Raw genomic sequence first — 18,618 nt, 5'->3', positions numbered from 1 at the left:
CCATGGCATCGAAGTTCCTGCGGGCCTACATGGGGAATGCCCACCACGACTGTGAGCAGATGCTCCCCGCGGCGGTGGCCCACCGGCTGAGCTTCAGGCAGGCGCTCAGTTTCAGCCAGCAGTATCGCGTCATCGCGATCGGGGCGCTGTTCCTGTACATGGATGCCCCTGCATTTCAGATCTACATGTTCAAGAGCGGCCGCTCGTTCGCGCACTACCTTCTGAGGGCGGCCGAGGCCGACCAGGTTCTGAGCCGATGCAAGCCGCTCTTCGACGCGATCGCGGCGCTCGATCTCGATGGGGCACGGGAGATCGCCCTGCGCCTTCGGACCAGCCGGAGCGACGCGGAGTACGAGGAGGATTTTCTCTATTTTGCGTTTCTGAGGTCCTGGCTCCTGAGGCGGGCTCACGAGGAGGGGACAGGCCTGCTGGAGCGCTACGAGTCGGTCCTGGAGGGCGCCGATGATCCACGGCTCGATCTCTGCCGGGCGCTGCTGCGACGAGATGACGCGCTGTTTGACGAGGCCCTCCGGCGCTTTCTGGAGCAGGTCGAGGCCCGTTACCTGCGGCTAGCTCAGGCCGAAGCCATCGCGGACGAGGAGCTGGCGACGGAGGGCAGGCTCTCCGTGGAAGGGCTCGCGCTGGTGACTCTGGCGGAGAGCGCCGGTATGAAGACGTCGAGCGATTACCTTCTGGTCCCGTCCGCGGCGCGCGCGCGGGGCGCGCCCGCGGCGCCGCCCGACGCCTGGCAGGTCGTCGGGAGCTGAGCAGCTCCGCAAAAGCCAGTCTCCGTGCTTGGTCTCGTGGTTCCCTCCAGCGGGGGATCCTCAGAGCGCCTTGCCTACGCCGAGCTCTCTCACGGCGGCGCTCGGGAGCGCGTGTCTTCGTGCCGGGCCCAGATCGTCCTCGAGCGCGATCGTGCGCACGTCGTGCGGCCCGTCCCGCAGCACGACGTGCCCTCGGTACAGCAGCAGCACCCGATCGTCGTCGGTGTCCACGATCACGGTGTCGAGCCGCAGCTCCACCGGGGCATCGTCCTGCAGCACGAGCCCGACGCGGCACCTCGGCGCGCGGAGTCCTGGCAGCCGAAACGAGAGCCTCCCGAACGGCGACGCGTTCTCCACCAGCACCGGCTCATCGCCCCGCAGGTATCCCGGCGCGACGAGCCCCCTCGACGCGGCATTGAAGAAGCGCCGATCGAAGTCTCTCGGCAGGAGCGGCTTCCGCTCCTTCGACCACGCCTCGTCGTACGTCCCGGCCAGCGCGGCCCGGGGTTGCCAGCCTGGCGAGACGAACCCCATGCCCGCCGGCGCGACCGTTTGACCATAATGCTGCAGCGGGTCGTCCGGATCCTCGATGTTTGGCAAGCGGAGGCCCTCTTCGATTGCCGCGTTCGGCGCGCGAAAGCCGATCCCCACCGGGTTCCTCGGCTCGTACGCGTGCTTCGCCGGATCAGGAGGGCTCCGGTCCCAGCCGCCGAAGGCGTGCTCGTAGGTGAGCGGGATGCGATCGAACGGCCGCGGTCTCGACGGGACGAGCCCTCCCGAGCTCCGCACCCACGCCCGATCGCCGAAGACGCGCACGGCTTTCCCGACCGGACCGACGCGGAACACCACCTGGAGCTCCGGGACGGCATGGCGCGGCGCTTGTGCATGGCCGATCAAGACCACGTCCGTGGCGGGCTTGAAGAAGGCGAACGCCGGCTCGATCTTGTAGCTCGACGTGGCGGCGTCGGCCCCCCACAGCTCGCCTGCGATGCTCAGCGGCGGCTGCCGCTCGGCGAGGTCGACGCCGCGCACGGGGTGCAGGTCGAAGGTCGCCTGAACCAGGACGACGAGGAGTGGGCGGCCCTCCTCGTCGGTGAGGAAGACGGGCTCCAGGGCAAACGGCGTCGTGTTGTCGACCGCAGGATGCCCCATGCGTCGAGAGGATCTCCGATCCGCCAGAACGGCGCAACAGCTGCAGCGCGGCGCTCCGAATTCATCGGCTAACTCAGCGCACCGCCCCGAGCGCGCCGCTGCGGCTGCTGGCGAGTCCTTGAGCGCAGGAAGCCCGCCGCTTCGCCGCGCTTTCCCGTCCCGATCGGTGTACAACCGCCGTCGCCGTCTCCGCGGTCTCCGATCCGCGGTGAGGCCACTTCGGCAGAGCAGGTGCCCATGCGCAAGATCGTCGTCCACGAGCCCGGCAGCCACGACAAGCTCCGCGTCGAGGAGCACCCCGATCCGGTCCCCGCGCGCGGCGAGGTGCTCGTCGATGTGCGGGCGGCCGGCGTCAACTATGCCGACTGCGTCGTCCGGATGGGCCTTTACGAGTCGGCGAAGAAGTACGTCGGCTGGCCGATCACGCCCGGCTTCGAGTTCTCCGGCACCGTCGCCGCGCTCGGCGAGGGCGTCTCCGATGATGTCGCGCTCGGGGCGCCCGTCTTCGGCGTGACGCGCTTCGGCGGTTACGCCTCGCGCGTCGCGGTCCCGCGCCACCAGGTCTTCCCGCTACCGGCGCGGCTCACACCGGAGGAGGCAGCCGGCTTCCCGGCGGTGTTCATGACGGCGTACTACGCGCTCTTCGAGCTCGTGCGGCTGCGGCCGGGCATGTCCTTGCTCGTGCACTCGGCCGCCGGCGGCGTCGGCAGCGCGCTCGTGCAGCTCGGCAAGATCGCCGGCTGCCGGGTGATCGGGGTGGTGGGCGCGGCGCACAAGGTCGAGGCGGCGAAGCGCCTCGGCGCGGACGCGGTGATCGACAAGAGCAGCGAGCCGCTCTGGGCGGCGGCGGAGCGGCTCGCGCCCGAGGGATACGACGTGGTCCTCGACGCGAACGGGGTCGAGACGCTGCGGCAGAGCTACCGGCACGTCGCCTCGGCCGGCAAGCTCGTCGTGTACGGCTTCCACACGATGCTTCCGCGGCAGGGCGGCCGGCCGAGCTACCCGAAGCTCGCTGTCGACTTCCTCCGGATGCCGCGCTTCAACCCGCTCGATCTCTGCAATGACAACAAGAGCGTGCTGGCCTTCAACCTCTCGTACCTGTTCAATAAGACGGAGATCCTGCGCGAGGCGATGGAGCGGCTCGTGGGCTGGCTGGACGAGGGGCGCCTCTCGGCGCCGCCGGTGAAGACGTTCCCGCTGGAGAGCGCCGGCGAGGCGCACAGGGCGATCGAGTCGGGCAGCACCGTGGGCAAACTGGTGCTGACGCTGTAGGGCGGCGGCTGCCGGAGGGGGCGAGGGGTTGCCAGCTCCGCCGGCGTCGGATCGACCTCGCGCGCACCTCGAGCGACCGTGGCAGCGCGGCAGCGTGCGGTTGTCGTTGCTTCCCCGCGTGGGACGCTCGGGAGAGGCCCCAAGTGGAGGACGAGAGTACAGGCGCCCGCCCCGCAGGCCATGAGCCATCTCGCCCAGAGCGGCTGTGGCGCGGCTTCGTCCAGGCCGGCGCTGGAGTCGAGTATTTCTGGAGGAGACGGATGCGGACATTCGTTCTCGGAATACTCGATTTGAGAAATAAGGGGCATGGCTGGACAACTATACTTGCCCTGATACCGTAGCGCCGTTGCGACGTGCTGCGGCGTATTCCTCGCCCGCAGCCCCGAGGGGGGAGCGCGTTTGAGCGTCATGGAAGCGCTGATTTGTCCGGGGGCCCTGCTGCTCGGCAAATACCGTGTGGAGGGCGTCCTCGGGAAGGGGGGAATGGGAGTCGTCGTGGCGGCACGCCACGTCGATCTCGACGAGCTCCGCGCGATCAAGCTCCTGCTGCCCCAGACCCTTCGAGACGCGCACGCGAAGGAGCGATTCCTCCGTGAGGCGCGCGCGGCGGTTCGCGTCAGGGGCGAGCACGCGGTGCGTGTCCACGATATCGGGGAGCTGCCGACGGGCGAGCTGTTCATGGTGCTCGAGCTCCTCTCGGGCGCGAATCTGAAGCAGATCGTGCAGGCGCGCGGCCCGCTGCCTGTCGAGGAGGCCGCGACGTACGTGATCCAGGCCTCGAAGGCGCTCGCCGAGGCGCACGCGCTCGGCATCGTCCACCGTGACATCAAGCCGGCCAACCTTTTCCTTACCCAGCGGCCCGACGGCTCACCGTGCGTGAAGGTCCTCGATTTCGGCATCTCGAAGCAGATCGCCTCGGACGACATGGAGCTCACGGCGACCGGCGCCCTGCTCGGCTCGCCGCTCTACATGTCCCCAGAACAGATGGTGCGCACGAAGGAGGTCGACGGGCGGAGCGACATCTGGGCGATGGGAGTGTCTCTGTACGAGCTGGTCACGGGCACGCTGCCTTTCCGGGCGGACACGTTGCCCGAGCTCGTCGGCCGCGTGCTCCAGGAGGACGCCGCTCCGCCGAGCCGGCTTCGCCCTGGCTTGCCCGCGGAGCTCGACGCCATCATCGCGCGCTGTCTGCAGAAGCGCCCGGAGCATCGATACCAGCGCATCGAGGAGCTCTCTTCCGCGCTGGACGCGCTTCGCGGCGGGGCGCAGAGAGGCCTTGTCTCGCGGCCGGGCGTCGCACCGCAGCCCGCGCTCGTGCCGCCGGCGGCCGCCAGGCCGTCGAGCCCGCCGCATACGTCCAATCCGGCGAGCCCGCCGCTGACCGTGCCAGCGAGCGCGCCGCTGGCGCTCGTCCGAACGAGCTCCGCCTGGGGCCATACAGGTGTGCGCAGCGGGCCGACGGCCAGGCATCGGGCGCGCGCCCTCGCCGGCGCGGCGCTGGGCGTGGGCGCGCTCGCGGCCTGCATTTCATGGCGCGCTCTGCGCGCCGCACCGGACAGCGTCGAAGCGCCAGCCGCCGGTGCCTCGACGAGGCGTCCGGATGCTCCACCGCCCGGCGAGCCGCCGTTGCGTTCGGGGGTCGCCCAGGTCGTGTCCTCACCAGGCGATGGCCGCGCGGTACCGTCGTCATCCCCCCCGCCGCCGGTGACGGCTGCGGCGGCACCGTCCGCTGCGGCACCCACCTCGACCAGGCGCCAGGGAGGCGTCTCCGCCGGCCGTCCGAAGCCGGGGCCGGCAGTCCCAGGCAGATTGACCATTCCCACTCCGGAGTCGCCTCGAGCCCCGGGAACGGCGAACGTCCCGCTGCCACGGAAGCGCGAGCCTTTGGACTGACCCGATTCGAGGGAGCAGCTCATGATAAGCCCTGCGTGCCGCGCGCGATGGCCGCGCGCGTTCGTCCTTTCTCTGTGCCTGCTAGCGCCAGCCACGGTGCGCGCGCAGCCGGTCGCTCGACGGATCTCACCCGCCGTCCAGGCGCTCTACGAGCAGGCGAACGACGAGATGGATGCGATGCGCTATGAGAGCGCATGTCCCCGGCTCGAAGAGGTGATTCGCCTCGCCCCCGACGCGCTCGGCGCGAAGCTCACGCTCGGCGCATGTTACGAAGGCTGGGGCAAGCTCGCGAGCGCCTGGTCCCAGTATGTGCTGGTCGAGGGGGCGGCGACCAAGGTCGGGGACCTTGACCGCCGGATGAAGGCCGCCGTCAAGGCAGCCGCGCTGAAGCCGAAGCTGGCGACGCTGACGATCGATGTCCCCGCGTCCGTGCGGCCCATCCCTGGGCTGACGATCACGCGCGATGGGTTACCCGTCCGCGAGGCGCAGTGGTCCGTGCCGCTTCCGCTCGACGTCGGCCGTCATGAGATGGTCGTCAGCGGGAGAGGATACAAGACGCGGAAACAGCCGATCGAGATCGGGGAGGACGGGGATCGGGTCGCCGTGTCCGTACTGCCGCTCGAATCGATGACGAACGCTGGGCCGGGCCCCGAGCGGCCGTGGCAGCGCCCGGCGGCGATCGTCGCGATGGGGCTCGGCGGCGCAGGCCTCGTCGCAGGGGCGGTGCTCGGAGGGATGGCGATCGCGAGAAACCAGGAGAGCAACGACGGCCATTGCAATGCGCAGGAGCGTTGCGACCCGACAGGGCTCGATCTGCGCCGGCAGGCGGTGGGCCTCGGAAAGGGGTCGACGGTGGCGCTGGTCGCGGGCGGGCTCTTGGCGGCGGGAGGCGTGGCGCTGTTCGTGACGGCGCCGTCGCATGCGCAGCGCGACGAGCGCGCACGACCCAGCGGAGCCCAGTGGCGCGCCGAGATCGCGCTGCGTCCAGGCGGCGTGGCGGTTCAGGGGGGGTGGTGATGCGCGCGACGCGAACAGGGATGGCGGGCGCGACCGTGGCGCTCGTCGCGGCGGCGAGCTGCAATCAGGTGGCTAGCATCCGGGGCGGCCTTCCAGGCGATGAGAGGTGTTTCATGGTCGCCGAGGGCACGCCGCTGCCCGAGCAGACAGCCGGAGACTGCGCGCAGTTCGTGTGCGACGGCGCGGGCTCCGTCAAGCAGGTGCCGTTGCTCGCAGATGTGCCTGACGATGGGAGGAGTTGCACGATCGATGGCTGCGACGGGATGACCCCCGTGCATATCCTGGCCGACTCGGCGCCTTGCTACACGGGCCCTCCCGGGACGGAGGGCGTCGGGATCTGCAGCGCAGGGCTCCAGCGGTGTGAGGAGGGCAAGCCGGTGGGAAGCTGCGACGGCGAGGTGACGCCGCAGCTGGAGGTATGCGACGCCCGCAGCGATGACGAGGATTGCGATGGCGAGACAAACGAGGAGGGCGACAACTGCGCGTGCGGTGACGGGTGGGTGTCCGTGGGAGAGGAGTGCGACGACGGCGGCCCCGTCGAGGGGGATGGTTGCACGCCGAGCTGCGTACAGGAGAGGGTCGTCAAGATCGCGGCGGGGTACTACCATACATGCGCGGTGCTGAACACCGGACGAATCAAGTGCTGGGGAGCCAACGACAGCAAGCAGCTGGGGCTCGGTGACATCGTGGCCCGTGGCGTCGAAGCCGGCCAGATGGGCAGCGCGTTGCCGGTGGCGAACCTCGGCGTGGACGCAAAGGTCGAATCGCTCGCCATGGGCGCCAAGCACACCTGCGCGAGGCTGACCAGCCGTGAGGTCAAGTGCTGGGGGCAGCCCGGCCTGCTCGGGTTCAGCTCTCCGGTCGACTGGAGGGCGAACGAGATGGGCGATCGACTCGTGGCGGTGGATCTGGACGGAGTGGTGATTGCGGTGGCCGCTGGAGGTGCTCACACGTGTGCGCTCGTGAGTGGCGATGTGACCCGATGCTGGGGCGGGAATGCGGAGAGGCAACTCGGGTTCGACGATACAGAAAGTCGAGTCGTGACCCCCCGCGCCCCCGTGAACCTTGGAGATGGGATGGTCGCCCTCTCGCTCGCCTTGGGCGAGGCACACTCCTGCGCACGGCTGAAGGATGATATTGTTAAGTGCTGGGGAAGCAACAGATTTGGGCAGCTCGGGTTCGGTGGTGTGTGGGACAATGATTACGAGATGGGCGACAGGCTTCCCATCGTTGATCTAGGGGGTGAGCCGACCCTGATGCTTTCAGCCGGTCATGATCATACCTGCGCTCTGCTCACCGGTGGTCGCGTGAGGTGCTGGGGACACAACGACAATGGCCAGCTTGGTCGTGGCGATACGTCCGATCGCTACGGTGCCTCAAGTCCCACGGACGATGTGGATGTGGGTGAAACCGTCACAGGGCTTGTCGCGGGCGAGGCACATACCTGCGCGTTGCTAGCCGGCGGTCGCGTCAAGTGCTGGGGGCTGAACGACTCCGGCCAGCTTGGCCTGGGCGACACGGTGAACCGCGGTGATGCCCCAGACGGGATGGGCGACACGCTGCCCCCGGTCGATCTCGGCGAGGGGGCGACGGCGGAGGCCATCACCGCCGGCGCGAATCACACCTGCGCGCTGCTGACCGACGGACGTGTCAAGTGCTGGGGGAGCAACGGCTCTGGGCAGCTTGGCCTGGGCGACAGGGAGAACCGTGGAGACAAGTCCGGCACGATGGGGGACGCTCTCGCTGCGGTCGAGCTCTTCAAGAGCCCCTGACCCGTCCATGGATCGCCATCCGCGCGCCCGGCGACCCGGACACGTCGCGCAGGGGGCACCGCGCTGGCTTCACCGGCAGGCGTGCGTCCGGGGCTTCCGGTGCGTCTCGTACCGCTCTCATTCCAGAGGTGGGTAATGGATCCCATCGAGCGCACGAAAGGGTCTTCCTTGATGGTCGCCGCCGCCATCCTCGCTGGCTGCGGATCGCCGGAGCCCCTGGGGACGGCCGCGGAGCGCGCCGTGGCAGGCGAGCAGGGCAGCGCTCGCGAGCCGAGCCCGGCTGGAGACATCTGGATCCACGTGGCGAGCTGGGGCCGCGACCGCGCGGCCCTCCTGCACGTTCCGAGCTCTCTTCAGAACAAGAAGAAACGCGCCCCGCTGGTGCTCGACTTTCATCACTTCAATGGCACGCCCGAGCGCGAAGCGGCGCTCTCCGGCCTCAGCGCGCTCGCGGACGAACGAAGGCTCCTGGTCGCCTATCCCGCCACCTGCGGGGCGTGGTCGATCTGCGCTGACCTGCTGCCGGCTGGAGGGCCGCTGCGCGGTAGCCGGATCGGCCGGTGGATGTAGGATTTGCTGGTGAACGCTGACGCCGAGCGCCGCGAGCTTGCCGCCAGGTACGTCTGGTGGCAGCCGCCCGCGGTCACCCTCGTGCTTCATGGCGGCTTGCGGTGAAGGGCGCCGGGGAGAGCTGAAGCTCTGGGCGGAGGCTGTCGAGAGGCTCCCGGGAGAGCTGAAGCTCTGGGCGGAGGCTGTCGAGAGCTGCCGAGAACCCTGCTGGCCGCTTTTTCTCGTAGTAACGGACCTCCGCGCACGCAGGGCCCGTGCCCGCCGGAGCCGCAAAGAAATCGACCGACCCTGGTCGATTTTCGTGACCCGATCGGGGTCGCGCTCCCGATTGATCTCCTCGACGGGACGGAAGGACGCCGGGCGACGGATCCCCTTCGCGCGACGCGCTCGGTCCCGGTGGCCCTGGTCCATCGTTCGCTCGCGCTGCATGCGCGGCGCGGCGGCGGCTCGGGTCGAACGCAACCAACAGACTCCCTTTCCGAGGAGATTTCAGGAGGAGAGATATGCCTGCTGTGACGAAGTCGAAGAAGCGCTCCGTGACCGCTGCCGCCTCTGGAGAGCCGTCCTACGCTCCGCCCATCTACGATCCCGCGGCTGGCAAGAAGGCGCTCGATGCGCTCGCCCCGGAGCTCGACCGCCTCGCCGAGGCCGAGCTCATCACCGTGAGGATCGATGTCGAGGCGGCCACGTATGCGGCGCTCGGCGTCGTCGGGTTCGTGTCCTCTCCCGACGTGCGCGCGCGCTTCGCGCGGCTGCCCCGGGAGGAGTTCGACGTCACGCACGTCGACGAGCTGGGGCTCGCGTGTTTCGCCGCGCTGCACGCGCTCGCGGAGGCCCGGGCCGCCGGCGCGCTCGAGACGGAGGCGCGGCTGCCGGTCGCCCTGGTCACCGAGGGGCTGGAGGTCGAGGCGCGCATGCAGGCGCTGTGCGAGTACCAGCTCGCGGACGACCCTGCGATCAAGCCGGAGCTCGACCGGCTGCGGCCGGGCACCGGGCACCGCGACCTCGCGAACGATCTGCTCGGCTACGCGCGGATCTACGAGCTGCGCGCCGACGTCGTGAAGGCGGACCCGAAGCACTACCGGGCCGACGACGCGGCGCGCGCGCGGGAGCTGGCCGGGGCGATGATCCAGAAGCTCTCGACGGCGATGACGCCGAGGGCCCGGCAGGCCTTCGACCGGTACGTGCGGGTCTGGACGCTGCTCTGCCTGCGCTACGAGGAGGTGCGGGCGGCAGCGCTGTGGCTGTGGCGGAAGAGCTCGCGCACCCAGGAGCGGTTCCCGTCCCTGTTCGCGGTGGGCAGGCCCAACTCGGCCCGGTCGTCGAGGAAGGAGGCGCCGAAGGGAGGCGAGGGGGACGGGCGCGGTGATGGCGGAGGCGGTGGTGGGAGCGGCAGCGGAGCGGAGCCGGGGGCGACTCCTGTCGTCCCGGAGCTCGTGACGGAGGGCCCTGGCTGAGCTGGCGCCGAGGCGCTGCGCTGCGCGCTCCCGGTTAGCGCGCAGCGCGGCGGCGAAGCGCCCCCGGGCCTCGGCCGAACGGCCGAAGGACGCCCAGGCCTTCACAGGACAGGCTTCACCGGCTCGTCCCACCGGCGTACCTTTCCGCCTGCCCGTGGCGCCTGACGCCGCGGGCGGCCCCGGATGCCGCCGCTCTCCGGCCAGGGGAAGCTCGACCTGCAGGAATTTCCGCATGATCACGTCCGTTCGACTCCAGGAATTCAAGGGCCATCGGGACAGCACCGTCGCGCTCGGCCGGCTCACCGTGCTCGTCGGCCCGAACGGGTCCGGGAAGACGAGCGTGCTCGAGGCGCTCGCGCTTCAGAGCCGCCTCGTGCGCCACGCGCCCCGGGACGTGTTGACGGGTGATTGGTCGCCCGGGGATCTGCTTCGTCGGGGGGCTAAAGGCGGGCCGATCGAGCTGACTTCATGGGGCAGATGGGACGACGGGCCCTGGCGCTTCCGGACCGTGCTCTCGGAATCGTCGGTGCTCGTCGACTGGGAACGGACCGGCGATGCGCGGGAATTCACCGCTCGCGACGACCGCCCTCTCCGCGATCAGCTGCCGCGGCTCGACGCGGCCGTCGCACCCACGACCGTCTACAAGCTCAATGCGGAGCGCATCGCCGCCGCAGCGTACAGCGATGATCTCGCGCCCAACGTCGACTATGACGGGACCAACACCGCTGTCGCGCTCGCCGCGATCAAGCTCGGCTACGACGAAGCGTTCGATCGTATCGAAGAGTCGCTCCGTCGGATCATTCCGAACGTGGAGCGGATCCGCATCCGACAGGCCAGGGTCGGACGCCCGAATCCAGCGGCGCCTCACGCGCCCGAGATCGTCGTCGGGAGCAAGGTATACTTCGATTTTCGCGGCGCCCCTTCCGTCCCCGCGCACGCGGCGAGCGAGGGGACCCTCATCACGCTGGCGCTCCTGACCGTGCTCCACGGCCCGAACCGCCCGAACGTCCTGCTCCTGGATGACTTCGCCGAGTCGCTCCACCCGCACGCGCAGATGGACCTGGTGCGGCTGGTCCGACGCCTGCTCGAGGAGTTCAACGATCTCCAGATCGTCGCCACGACGCACTCTCCCTACATCCTCGACGAGCTCGACCCCTCCGAGATCTACGCCTTCGCGCTCCGCGACGACGGCACCGTCGCCCTCAAGCGCCTCTCCGAGCACCCGCAGGCGAACGAGGTGAAAGGCACGCTCTCGGCGGGCCAGCTCTGGAGCATGGATCCAGAGCGAGACTGGGTGCTCGCTGAGAGCGCGCCGTGAAGCTCCTGGTCTTCTGTGAGGCCCACGCCGACTTCCTGACAGCGAGCGCTCTCGTGGACCGCGTGCTTCACGACGAGGGGTCCGCTTGGGTGAGCGACCTGCTGCGTTCCCACCCGGAGTCCGTCCGTGAATGGGCGAGCGACGGCCACGGCAAGGAGTTCTTCGACCTCCACAAGCTCGAGGCGTACAGGCGAGACCTCGGCAACGTGCGCTTCATGCCGGGGCATTTCGACGGAAAGCCGGGGGCGGCGGGCGCCCAGGCCGCGAGGAACGCGTTCGCGATCGCGCGCGAGGTAGGGAAGCGGGATCCGTCGACCCGCCTGGGAGCGGTCGTCATCGTCTGGGACATGGATGATCAGGGGGAGCTCCGCCGGAAAGGGCTTGCTCAAGCCCGGACCGAGGCCTCGCGGTGGGCGTCTTTTCAAATCGTCCTCGGCTGCCCTGATCCGATGCGCGAGGCCTGGGTGCTCGCCGGGTTCGAGCGAGAGTCGGACGAAGAGCACGCTCGCCTCGGCGAGCTTCGACGCGACCTCGGCTTCTCCCCCTGCGACGAGGCGCACCAGCTCAACGCGAAAGACGAGCAGGCGAAGCGGAACCCGAAGCGGGTGGTCCGCCGGCTCATGGGCGACGATCGTGAGCGTGAGGCGCGCTGCCTGACCGAAGCGCCGCTCGAGCGGTTGCGGGAGCGGGGCGCCGTCTCTGGGCTGCGCGAGTTTCTCGAGGAGGTGAAGGCGCGCGTCGTGCCGCTGATCCAAGGCCCCTCTGCGAGCGCTCGGCATGCTCGACGGCAAGAATAGCGGCAGCGGGGAGACGCTCCGCCTGGTGCTCTACCCGGAGGTCGCTCCGGAGAGCCCCACCCGATCCGGCGCTGCGGCGCCGCCCTGCGCGCGCTCCCGCTCCGCTCGCAGCGCGCCGGCGAACCGCCTCTGGGCCTCCGCGCTGCGCCGCTTCGCGGTCCGCTCCGAGCAGCCGAGCGCCGCGCCGATCGCCTGCCAGGTCCGCTCCTCGACGTGGCGGAGCACGAGGATGCGCCGCTCCTCGTCCGGGAGCCGCGACAGGGCAGCCTCCACCGCGCGGATGGCGCGGTCGTACGTGGCGCGGAGCCGCGGGCCCTCCTCGCCCTGCGCTGTCAGCGTGCGGCCGACGAGGCCGAGCACCGCGGCGGCCGCGACCTGGTCGGCCATCCCGTCGGCCTGCGCGGTCGTCTCGGCGTCGCCGTCGGCGAGCACGTCGCTCGTGTCCTGCGCCGCCTCGGCGGCGTCGTAGCCGTCCTCGCGGGCGGCGCGCCAGTGCTTCGACTCCTGCCGCAGGGCGTCCGACAGCGCGCCGTCGACGCGCCGCCACGCGTAGACCTGGAAGGGGACGCCGCGAGCCGGATCGTAGCCGAGCGCCGCTTCGTGGAGCGCCTGGACCGCGGCGGAGCGGAGATCGTCGGCCACGTAGTGCGCGCGCGTCCGCCGGAGGAAGTGGCCGCAGAGCCTCTCGACGAGCGGCACCGCCTCCGCGACGAGCACCTGCTGGTCGGGGCTCAGGGGCCTCCGCGACCGGTCGCCGTGGCTCATCGGGCGCCGCCTTGCCCTCGCCCCCTGGCGCCCGCCTTCGCTGCGAGCCGCTGCGCGGCCTCGGCCAGCGCCCCGGGCTCGCGCCGGTCGACCTCGCCGCTCGCGGCGGGGGGCGTGCGCGGGCGGAGCCGGTCGACGAGCGGGGCGGCGACGGGGTGCGTCGCGAGGAAGCGCGCGGTCAGCGAGCGCAGCGCCTCGAGATCCTCGGCGGGCAGGAGATCGGCGTACGGCGCGACGGCGTGGGCGACGCGGGCCTCGAGGGTCGGATCGCCGTCATCGGGGTCGGGGCGTGGGCTCGACATCGGGCTCCGGGGGCGCGCTGCCCGCTGGCGCTGCATGCGCTCGGCGCGCTTCGCGCGATGGACACCCGACGCTACCTTTCCCAGGGAGGGTCAACAAGGGCAGAGAAGCGAGGGGGGCGGGGGCGCTCTTTCGCCATCGTCGGCTGCTGCGAGGTAGGGTGTCGCGAGGTGACGAGCGTCGATGAGCCGCTGAGCCCCGGGGCGCTGTTCCAGGGGCGCTTCCTGATCGATCGCCTCCTCGGACGCGGCGGGATGGGCGAGGTCTGGGCCGCCGTCGACACGGCGCTGGAGCGGCCGGTGGCGATCAAGATCATCCACCGCTCCCTCGCGGGGGAGGCGCGTTATGCCGAGCGTTTCCTCCGGGAGACGAAGCTCGCCGCGCGGGTCGCGCACCCGAACATCGTGCGGCTGTACGACGCCGGCAGGGCCGCGGACGGGCGGCTCTTCATGGTGATGGAGCGCGCCTCGGGCGTGCCGCTGCGGGAGATCATGGCGGGCGGCGCGCGGCTCGATGCGGTGCGCGCGCTCCACTACGCGATCCAGATCGCGGACGCGCTCTCGACGGCGCACGAGGCCGACCTCGTGCACCGCGACGTGAAGCCCGAGAACATCCTGGTGAGCGACGGCGTGCGCGCGCGGCTCGTCGACTTCGGCGTGGCGAAGGACGCGCGGGGCGTGGGCCTCGGGCTGACAGCGCAAGGGAGGGCGGTCGGGACGTCGCGCTACATGGCCCCGGAGCAGGTCGCCGGGGGCGCCGTGGACGCGCGCGCGGATCTGTATGCGCTGGGCGCGGTCCTGTACGAGATGCTGGCCGGGGCGCACCCGTACGCGGTGCTCGACGAGGCGTCGGGCATCGGGGAGACGGAGATCCAGGCGGCGCACGTGCACCTGGAAGCGACGCCCCTGCCGGAGGTGCTCCCGGGCTGTCCGGAGGCGCTCTGGACCGCGGTGGCCAGGTGCCTTGCCAAGCGGCCCGAAGCGCGGTTTGCGCGGGCGGCGGAGCTCGCCGCGGCGCTGCGCGAGGTGGCGCGGAACGCGGTGACGGCAGAGAGGGCTGCGGACGACGCGGGCGCGCGGCAGCTCCTGAGCGAGGCGGCGGACGCGGCGAGGGAGCGGGCGATCCGGGAGCGCGGGGGGACACGTCGGGAGGAGAGGGCAGCGAGCACGGTCCAGCTGGCGGCGGCGCTGCCGGGGCAGGGCGTGATGCCGGGACAGGGCGTGATGCCGGGGAGCGCGGCGCCGGGCGCGGATGCGCGGAGCAGGCTGGCGATGGCGCAGCGGTTCAGGGTGGAGCCGGCGTGGGGGCTGCGAGAAGCAAGCGCGGGGACGGGGACCCGGAGCGAGGATGCGGCTGCCGGGCAGCCACTGCCGGGGCCGGTGCTGCCGGCAATAGAGGCTGAAGTGGCGGGGCCGGCGCCAGGGGAGGGCGCGAGCGCGATCGACGCCAGCGCGGGAACCAGCCTGGCGGGGAGCACCGAGCGGTGGGAGGGGGCGGCTGCTCCGGTGACGGGGGCGGGGATGCGGTTGAGCACGGAGCGGTGGGAGGGGGCAGCGGCCATCACGGCGGCGGTGCCAGGAGCAGAAGCAAAGCGGCTGGCGAAGACGGAGCCCTGGGATGCGGCAAGGGGTGGCGCGCGGTCGTCAGGACCGCGCGCGGCATCTCCGTGGACCAAGTGGGGGCTCGTCGTGCTCGGCGTGCTGGCGCTTGGCGTGGCCATGGCGCTGATTGCTGCGGTGATGCTGGGTCTCGCCCCGGCGTGACGCATCGCCGTCGACGGGCTGTGGTTCGAGAGTCCAGGCTCCACATCCGCGATTCCTGGCGTACTCTTCGCCCCCGTCCATGCCCAGCAAGCGCCAGGTGTTCGACCTCCTGTCCCGTGACGAGCTCGCGGACCTCGTCGGCGGCTGCGATCCGCTCGTCCAGGATGGTCGCTCCAAGGCCCAGCTCGCCGACGCGCTCGTCGGCCGCGGGCGCTTCCGTGGCGCGGAGCCCCGGCCCGAAGTCCTCCAGGATGAACCGAGCCGGCGCGGCTTCGAGCGGCTGCACGCCTTGCCCCGCCTTCCGGAGCGGCTCGACCTGCGGACGGAGAATGTCGTGCACGCCCTTCAGGGCAGGCGAGCGGCTGACGCCCACGTGGAGCTGCGATGATTCACACCTTCTACGCTCGGAACTACGGCTGCCTGGTAAATACCGAAGCCTCGCTGACCCCGCTTCATGCGTTCATCGGCCCGAACGATAGCGGCAAGAGCACACTGCTGCACGGCATGCGGACCCTGGTGCAGTTCGCCGGATCCCGCTTTGTGCAGGATGATAAGGGGAGATGGGAGCCCTTCGAACCCTATTTGCCCACGACGTATTCGTCCTCTCAACCACCGAGGAAACCGCACGACATCGTGCTTGAGTGCGGCGTCGACGGGGGCTGGTTCGCCATCGAAACGGGGCTGCACTATCTGGAAGAGCGCGCCGGCGAGCGGCGTAGCAGCGATACGTCTCCAGATCGCGATCGATCGAATGTTCGACGGCGCTGGGAATCTCTCGGCGTACTGTGGAAAACCCAGCACCCATCGGATCAGCAGATCCTGAGCCAGCTCCGTCAGGCGAGGCTTGTTCGCTTCGACCCTGATGCGCTGCGTGAACCAAGCGGTCTGATCCCCGAAACGCAGCCGGTCGGCTTCCTTGACGACCGGGGTCATGGCCTTGCTGGCATCTACTTCGCCATCCGCAACCGCAACGATGATGCTTTTTCCCGCATCGTCGACGACGTTCGCCGCCACTTCCCGACGATCAAAGGCCTTGGTGTCAAGGTCGTGACGAGCAGCGAGGTCGTCCTGGAAGTCGAGCTCGTGAATGGCGCGCGGGTGGACGCCGCTCGGCTCAGCGAGGGCCTCCTCTACTATCTCGCGTTCGCCGCGCTCCGCTACATGGACCCGGTCTCGCTCCTCCTCGTGGAAGAGCCCGAGAACGGCCTGCATCCGGCGCGAATCGCCGAGGTCGTGCGCATCCTCCGTGCCATCGTCGAGGAGAGCGGCACACAGGTCCTCATGGCGACCCATAGCCCGCTCGTCGTGAACGAGCTCAAGCCCGACGAGGTGTCCGTCGTCACCCGCACCGCCGAGGAGGGCACCCGGGTCAAGCGCATCAAGGATACGCCCGATTTCGAAGAGCGCTCCAAGGTCTATGCGCTCGGCGAGCTGTGGATCGCCTATGCCAACGGCGAGGACGAGGCGCCGCTCCTCGAGGGCACCGAGCCTTGATCCGCGTCATTCTCGCCGGTGAGGGAAAGAACGAGCTCGGCGGTTTCGCAGTCGAGCCGAGCTTCCGCGACGACAACCCCGAGCCAGGTGTGGTCGACCGCTGACGCTCACTCGTTGCGGCGATGGATCGAGCGCGCGCGCGCCGGGCGCTCGGCGAGTCTGCTTCGACGCGCGTCGATTCCGCGTGAGCTCGTACGGCCTGCGGTGTCCGGGCTCCGCCGGCTCAACCGGTAGGTCCAGGCACCGATACGGCCCGTGGACCATGCTCCCGAGCAGGGGAGTTCTCTGCGCGGCGCGTACATGGCCGCACCCAGCGCGTCACCTGCTCGCCCACAGGGCAGCGAGCACACTGGCATTCTCTTTGAGCCACCTTCGGGATTTGAACCCGAGACCTACGGTTTACGAAACCGTTGCTCTACCACTGAGCTAAGGTGGCACGCCTCTCGTCGAGGAGGCGCGCAGATTACCCACTCGCCCTGCCGAGTCAAGCTCTTTTATTTCCGTCCTCGAGCGACCCGGTTTCGCTCGCGAAGAACTCGCCCAGCCGCTCCGCCAGCTCCGCCGCCGCCGACCAGTGCATCATGTGCCCGGCGTCCGGCAGCTCGACGTGCTCCGCGCGCTTGAGCCTCGCCACCCGCTGGGCTTCGTCCTCCGGGTGCCACCCCGTCGGCCCGCCGCTCACGAGCAGCGTCGGGCACGCGATGCGGTCCAGGAACGTCATGAACGCCTCCACCTGGAAGAGCAGCGGCGACGTCGTCCGGTGCATCGGATCGTACGCCCACGCGAGCCCGCCGTCCGGCTCCTCCCGCGTGAGCAGCGGCGCGCGCGTCGCCAGCACGTCGCGCGGCACGCGCGGGTGGTTCGCCACGAGCCGCGCGATCGCGTCCTGCATCGACGAGAGCCTCCGCGGCGCGCGATCGAGCTCCGCCATCTGGCGCAGCCACGCCTCGACGCGCGCGACGGCGACCTCGGGACCGCTCGCCGGCGGCCCCATGCCTTCGAGCAGCGCCAGGCGCTCGACACGGCCAGGGAACGCGCCCGCGTAGTACACGGCGACCGCGCCGCCCATCGAGTGGCCCACCACGCCGAGGCGCGCCGGCGCGAGCGCGTCGACGAGCGCCGCGACGTCGGCGATGTAGTCGGGGAAGTAGTAGTAGCTCCCCGCGCCGACGCGGGCGCTCCGACCGAACCCGCGCTGGTCCGGCGCGACGACGTCGTGCCCCGCCCGCGCGAGCGGCTCGGCCACGAGGTCCCACGTGCTCCCGGCGTCGAGGAAGCCGTGGAGCAGCAGCAGCGTGAGGCCCGTCGGCTGCGCGCCGTCGTCGCGGAAGCGATGGACGCAGAGCTCCAACCCGTTGGTGTTCCAAATTTCCGACGACCTACGCACCACGCGCGCGCTCCCGTCTGCAGATCTCCCGTCAGCCCTCCGCGTGGACCGCGCGGTCCACGCGCGACCCGCCGGCGCTCCCGCGCCGGGGGCGCGCGCGGGCGTCACCGCCTCGCCGGCGGGCTTTTCGCCGGGGGCGCCGCGGGGGCCGCCGGGGGCAGTATCGTCCCTGTCGCCACCGGAGCGGCCGTGGCCGGATCCGCAGCTCCCGCAGGCGTCGCCGCGGGCGCCGCCCCGGTCGCGGCCGGCGCCGCGGTGTCCGCCCCGGCCGGCGCTGCGCCGCCCGCCGGCGCTGGCGCGACAGGGAGCGCGGCGCCCGTGAGCTGCGCGGCGTCCTTGAGCACCTCGTCCGCGTGCACCCCGGGATCCACGTCGGGATAGACCTTCGCGATCTTGCCGTCGGGATCGACGAGGAACGTCACGCGCGCCGTCGTCCCGAGCTTCATCGGCACGCCGAACGCGGTGGCCCAGGCGTGATCGGTGTCGACAAGGATCGGGAACGGCAGCTTGTGCTCGATCGAGAACGCCTCGTGCGACTCGCGGGTGTCGGAAGACACGCCGAAGACCTGCACGTTGGCCTGCGTGAAGCGATCCCACGCGTCGCGGAACGCGCACGCCTCCTCGGTGCAGCCCGGCGTCCCGTCCTTCGGATAGAAGTACACGACCACGGCCCGACCCCGCTGGTCGGACAGCCGCTGGATCGCGCCGTGCTGATCCGCGGCGAACACGTCGGGCGCTGTCGCGCCGACCGGGATCAGCCCTTGTCCACCATCGGGTCGCTCGGCCGCGCCACACCCGAGCAGCGAGGCAAAGGCAAAGACGACAGCAAGTACGACAAAAACGACCGCAATCGGGAAGCGTCTCTTCATCAGAGCGCCACGTTAGCACGCACTC

Annotated in this window: 17 protein-coding genes and 1 tRNA gene; 12 read left to right on the top strand and 6 right to left on the bottom strand. The window is 70.6% G+C overall.

Annotated elements, in window-relative coordinates; all coding sequences use genetic code 11:
• Nucleotides 1-2 precede the first annotated feature (2 nt).
• Nucleotides 3-767: an Imm49 family immunity protein gene (locus tag WMF19_RS28415; RefSeq protein WP_437893222.1), complete on the top strand. Its 765-nt coding sequence runs from the start codon at nucleotides 3-5 to the stop codon at nucleotides 765-767.
• A 60-nt stretch (nucleotides 768-827) separates the two neighbouring features.
• Here the strand turns inward: WMF19_RS28415 and WMF19_RS28410 are convergent, their stop codons facing one another.
• Complete coding sequence (locus WMF19_RS28410; protein ID WP_437893221.1) at nucleotides 828-1,919, bottom strand: DUF2169 family type VI secretion system accessory protein; 1,092 nt, start codon at nucleotides 1,917-1,919, stop codon at nucleotides 828-830.
• A 237-nt stretch (nucleotides 1,920-2,156) separates the two neighbouring features.
• Here WMF19_RS28410 and WMF19_RS28405 point away from each other — a divergent pair, with 237 nt between their 5' ends.
• The 8 genes from WMF19_RS28405 (at nucleotide 2,157) to WMF19_RS28370 (ending at nucleotide 12,015) form a co-directional block, all read left to right on the top strand.
• The gene (locus tag WMF19_RS28405) at nucleotides 2,157-3,191 is read left to right on the top strand and encodes a synaptic vesicle VAT-1 family membrane protein (RefSeq protein WP_437893220.1); all 1,035 of its coding nucleotides are present in this window, start codon (nucleotides 2,157-2,159) and stop codon (nucleotides 3,189-3,191) included.
• Between the two features lie 408 nt (nucleotides 3,192-3,599).
• Entirely contained in the window at nucleotides 3,600-5,084 is a 1,485-nt protein-coding gene (locus tag WMF19_RS28400; RefSeq protein WP_437893219.1) for a protein kinase domain-containing protein, read from the top strand.
• Between the two features lie 21 nt (nucleotides 5,085-5,105).
• Nucleotides 5,106-6,101, top strand: coding sequence for a hypothetical protein (locus WMF19_RS28395; RefSeq protein WP_437893218.1), 996 nt, complete (start codon nucleotides 5,106-5,108; stop codon nucleotides 6,099-6,101).
• Between the two features lie 20 nt (nucleotides 6,102-6,121).
• A complete protein-coding gene (locus WMF19_RS28390; protein WP_437893217.1) occupies nucleotides 6,122-7,873 on the top strand; it encodes a hypothetical protein in 1,752 nt (583 codons plus the stop codon).
• A gap of 135 nt (nucleotides 7,874-8,008) precedes the next feature.
• Complete coding sequence (locus WMF19_RS28385) at nucleotides 8,009-8,443, top strand: hypothetical protein (RefSeq protein ID WP_437893216.1); 435 nt, start codon at nucleotides 8,009-8,011, stop codon at nucleotides 8,441-8,443.
• 503 nt (nucleotides 8,444-8,946) lie between these two features.
• Nucleotides 8,947-9,900 (top strand): hypothetical protein, encoded by a 954-nt coding sequence (locus WMF19_RS28380; protein ID WP_437893215.1) that lies wholly within the window; start codon nucleotides 8,947-8,949, stop codon nucleotides 9,898-9,900.
• Between the two features lie 232 nt (nucleotides 9,901-10,132).
• On the top strand, nucleotides 10,133-11,218 hold the full coding sequence (locus WMF19_RS28375) for an AAA family ATPase (RefSeq protein WP_437893214.1): 1,086 nt from the start codon (nucleotides 10,133-10,135) through the stop codon (nucleotides 11,216-11,218).
• On the top strand, nucleotides 11,215-12,015 hold the full coding sequence (locus WMF19_RS28370; protein WP_437893213.1) for a hypothetical protein: 801 nt from the start codon (nucleotides 11,215-11,217) through the stop codon (nucleotides 12,013-12,015). Before WMF19_RS28375 ends, WMF19_RS28370 begins: the two co-directional genes overlap by 4 nt.
• Before the next feature lie 30 nt (nucleotides 12,016-12,045).
• On the opposite strand, the gene WMF19_RS28365 is transcribed toward WMF19_RS28370, so the two are convergent.
• Together WMF19_RS28365 and WMF19_RS28360 are read right to left on the bottom strand one after the other, a co-directional pair.
• Entirely contained in the window at nucleotides 12,046-12,780 is a 735-nt protein-coding gene (locus WMF19_RS28365) for a sigma-70 family RNA polymerase sigma factor (protein ID WP_437893212.1), read from the bottom strand.
• Nucleotides 12,777-13,082: a hypothetical protein gene (locus WMF19_RS28360; protein ID WP_437893211.1), complete on the bottom strand. Its 306-nt coding sequence runs from the start codon at nucleotides 13,080-13,082 to the stop codon at nucleotides 12,777-12,779. Before WMF19_RS28360 ends, WMF19_RS28365 begins: the two co-directional genes overlap by 4 nt.
• A gap of 168 nt (nucleotides 13,083-13,250) precedes the next feature.
• Here WMF19_RS28360 and WMF19_RS28355 point away from each other — a divergent pair, with 168 nt between their 5' ends.
• From WMF19_RS28355 to WMF19_RS28345, 3 genes are all read left to right on the top strand, one after another.
• Nucleotides 13,251-14,843, top strand: a complete 1,593-nt coding sequence (locus WMF19_RS28355; protein WP_437893210.1) for a protein kinase domain-containing protein — start codon at nucleotides 13,251-13,253, stop codon at nucleotides 14,841-14,843.
• A gap of 79 nt (nucleotides 14,844-14,922) precedes the next feature.
• Nucleotides 14,923-15,231 carry a hypothetical protein gene (locus WMF19_RS28350; RefSeq protein ID WP_437893209.1) on the top strand — a complete coding sequence of 103 codons (309 nt, stop codon included), beginning with the start codon at nucleotides 14,923-14,925 and terminating at the stop codon, nucleotides 15,229-15,231.
• Nucleotides 15,228-16,337 carry an AAA family ATPase gene (locus WMF19_RS28345; protein ID WP_437893208.1) on the top strand — a complete coding sequence of 370 codons (1,110 nt, stop codon included), beginning with the start codon at nucleotides 15,228-15,230 and terminating at the stop codon, nucleotides 16,335-16,337. The genes WMF19_RS28350 and WMF19_RS28345 overlap by 4 nt, the downstream gene beginning before the upstream one ends.
• A 364-nt stretch (nucleotides 16,338-16,701) precedes the next feature.
• Here the strand turns inward: WMF19_RS28345 and WMF19_RS28340 are convergent.
• The 3 genes from WMF19_RS28340 to WMF19_RS28330 all read right to left on the bottom strand — a co-directional run bounded on the left by WMF19_RS28340 (nucleotide 16,702) and on the right by WMF19_RS28330 (nucleotide 18,593).
• Nucleotides 16,702-16,773: transfer RNA gene (locus tag WMF19_RS28340), tRNA-Thr, on the bottom strand.
• Between the two features lie 48 nt (nucleotides 16,774-16,821).
• Complete coding sequence (locus tag WMF19_RS28335; protein ID WP_437893207.1) at nucleotides 16,822-17,688, bottom strand: alpha/beta fold hydrolase; 867 nt, start codon at nucleotides 17,686-17,688, stop codon at nucleotides 16,822-16,824.
• A 140-nt stretch (nucleotides 17,689-17,828) separates the two neighbouring features.
• Complete coding sequence (locus WMF19_RS28330) at nucleotides 17,829-18,593, bottom strand: peroxiredoxin (protein ID WP_437893206.1); 765 nt, start codon at nucleotides 18,591-18,593, stop codon at nucleotides 17,829-17,831.
• Nucleotides 18,594-18,618: the final 25 nt, after the last annotated feature.

This window comes from Sorangium sp. So ce124 (genome assembly GCF_051525235.1).
In the GTDB taxonomy this organism is placed as follows: Bacteria; Myxococcota_A; Polyangia; order Polyangiales; family Polyangiaceae; genus Sorangium; species Sorangium atrum.
This window is presented reverse-complemented; position numbering and strand designations above follow the sequence as displayed.

What these genes read in the sequence shown, in the direction of transcription:
- WMF19_RS28415 (WP_437893222.1), top strand. Translation starts at nt 3, where the DNA reads ATGGCATCGAAGTTCCTGCGGGCCTACATGGGGAATGCCCACCACGAC.
- WMF19_RS28410 (WP_437893221.1), bottom strand. Translation starts at nt 1,919, where the DNA reads ATGGGGCATCCTGCGGTCGACAACACGACGCCGTTTGCCCTGGAGCCC.
- WMF19_RS28405 (WP_437893220.1), top strand. Translation starts at nt 2,157, where the DNA reads ATGCGCAAGATCGTCGTCCACGAGCCCGGCAGCCACGACAAGCTCCGC.
- WMF19_RS28400 (WP_437893219.1), top strand. Translation starts at nt 3,600, where the DNA reads ATGGAAGCGCTGATTTGTCCGGGGGCCCTGCTGCTCGGCAAATACCGT.
- WMF19_RS28395 (WP_437893218.1), top strand. Translation starts at nt 5,106, where the DNA reads ATGATAAGCCCTGCGTGCCGCGCGCGATGGCCGCGCGCGTTCGTCCTT.
- WMF19_RS28390 (WP_437893217.1), top strand. Translation starts at nt 6,122, where the DNA reads ATGGCGGGCGCGACCGTGGCGCTCGTCGCGGCGGCGAGCTGCAATCAG.
- WMF19_RS28385 (WP_437893216.1), top strand. Translation starts at nt 8,009, where the DNA reads ATGGATCCCATCGAGCGCACGAAAGGGTCTTCCTTGATGGTCGCCGCC.
- WMF19_RS28380 (WP_437893215.1), top strand. Translation starts at nt 8,947, where the DNA reads ATGCCTGCTGTGACGAAGTCGAAGAAGCGCTCCGTGACCGCTGCCGCC.
- WMF19_RS28375 (WP_437893214.1), top strand. Translation starts at nt 10,133, where the DNA reads ATGATCACGTCCGTTCGACTCCAGGAATTCAAGGGCCATCGGGACAGC.
- WMF19_RS28365 (WP_437893212.1), bottom strand. Translation starts at nt 12,780, where the DNA reads ATGAGCCACGGCGACCGGTCGCGGAGGCCCCTGAGCCCCGACCAGCAG.
- WMF19_RS28360 (WP_437893211.1), bottom strand. Translation starts at nt 13,082, where the DNA reads ATGTCGAGCCCACGCCCCGACCCCGATGACGGCGATCCGACCCTCGAG.
- WMF19_RS28350 (WP_437893209.1), top strand. Translation starts at nt 14,923, where the DNA reads ATGCCCAGCAAGCGCCAGGTGTTCGACCTCCTGTCCCGTGACGAGCTC.
- WMF19_RS28345 (WP_437893208.1), top strand. Translation starts at nt 15,228, where the DNA reads ATGATTCACACCTTCTACGCTCGGAACTACGGCTGCCTGGTAAATACC.
- WMF19_RS28330 (WP_437893206.1), bottom strand. Translation starts at nt 18,593, where the DNA reads ATGAAGAGACGCTTCCCGATTGCGGTCGTTTTTGTCGTACTTGCTGTC.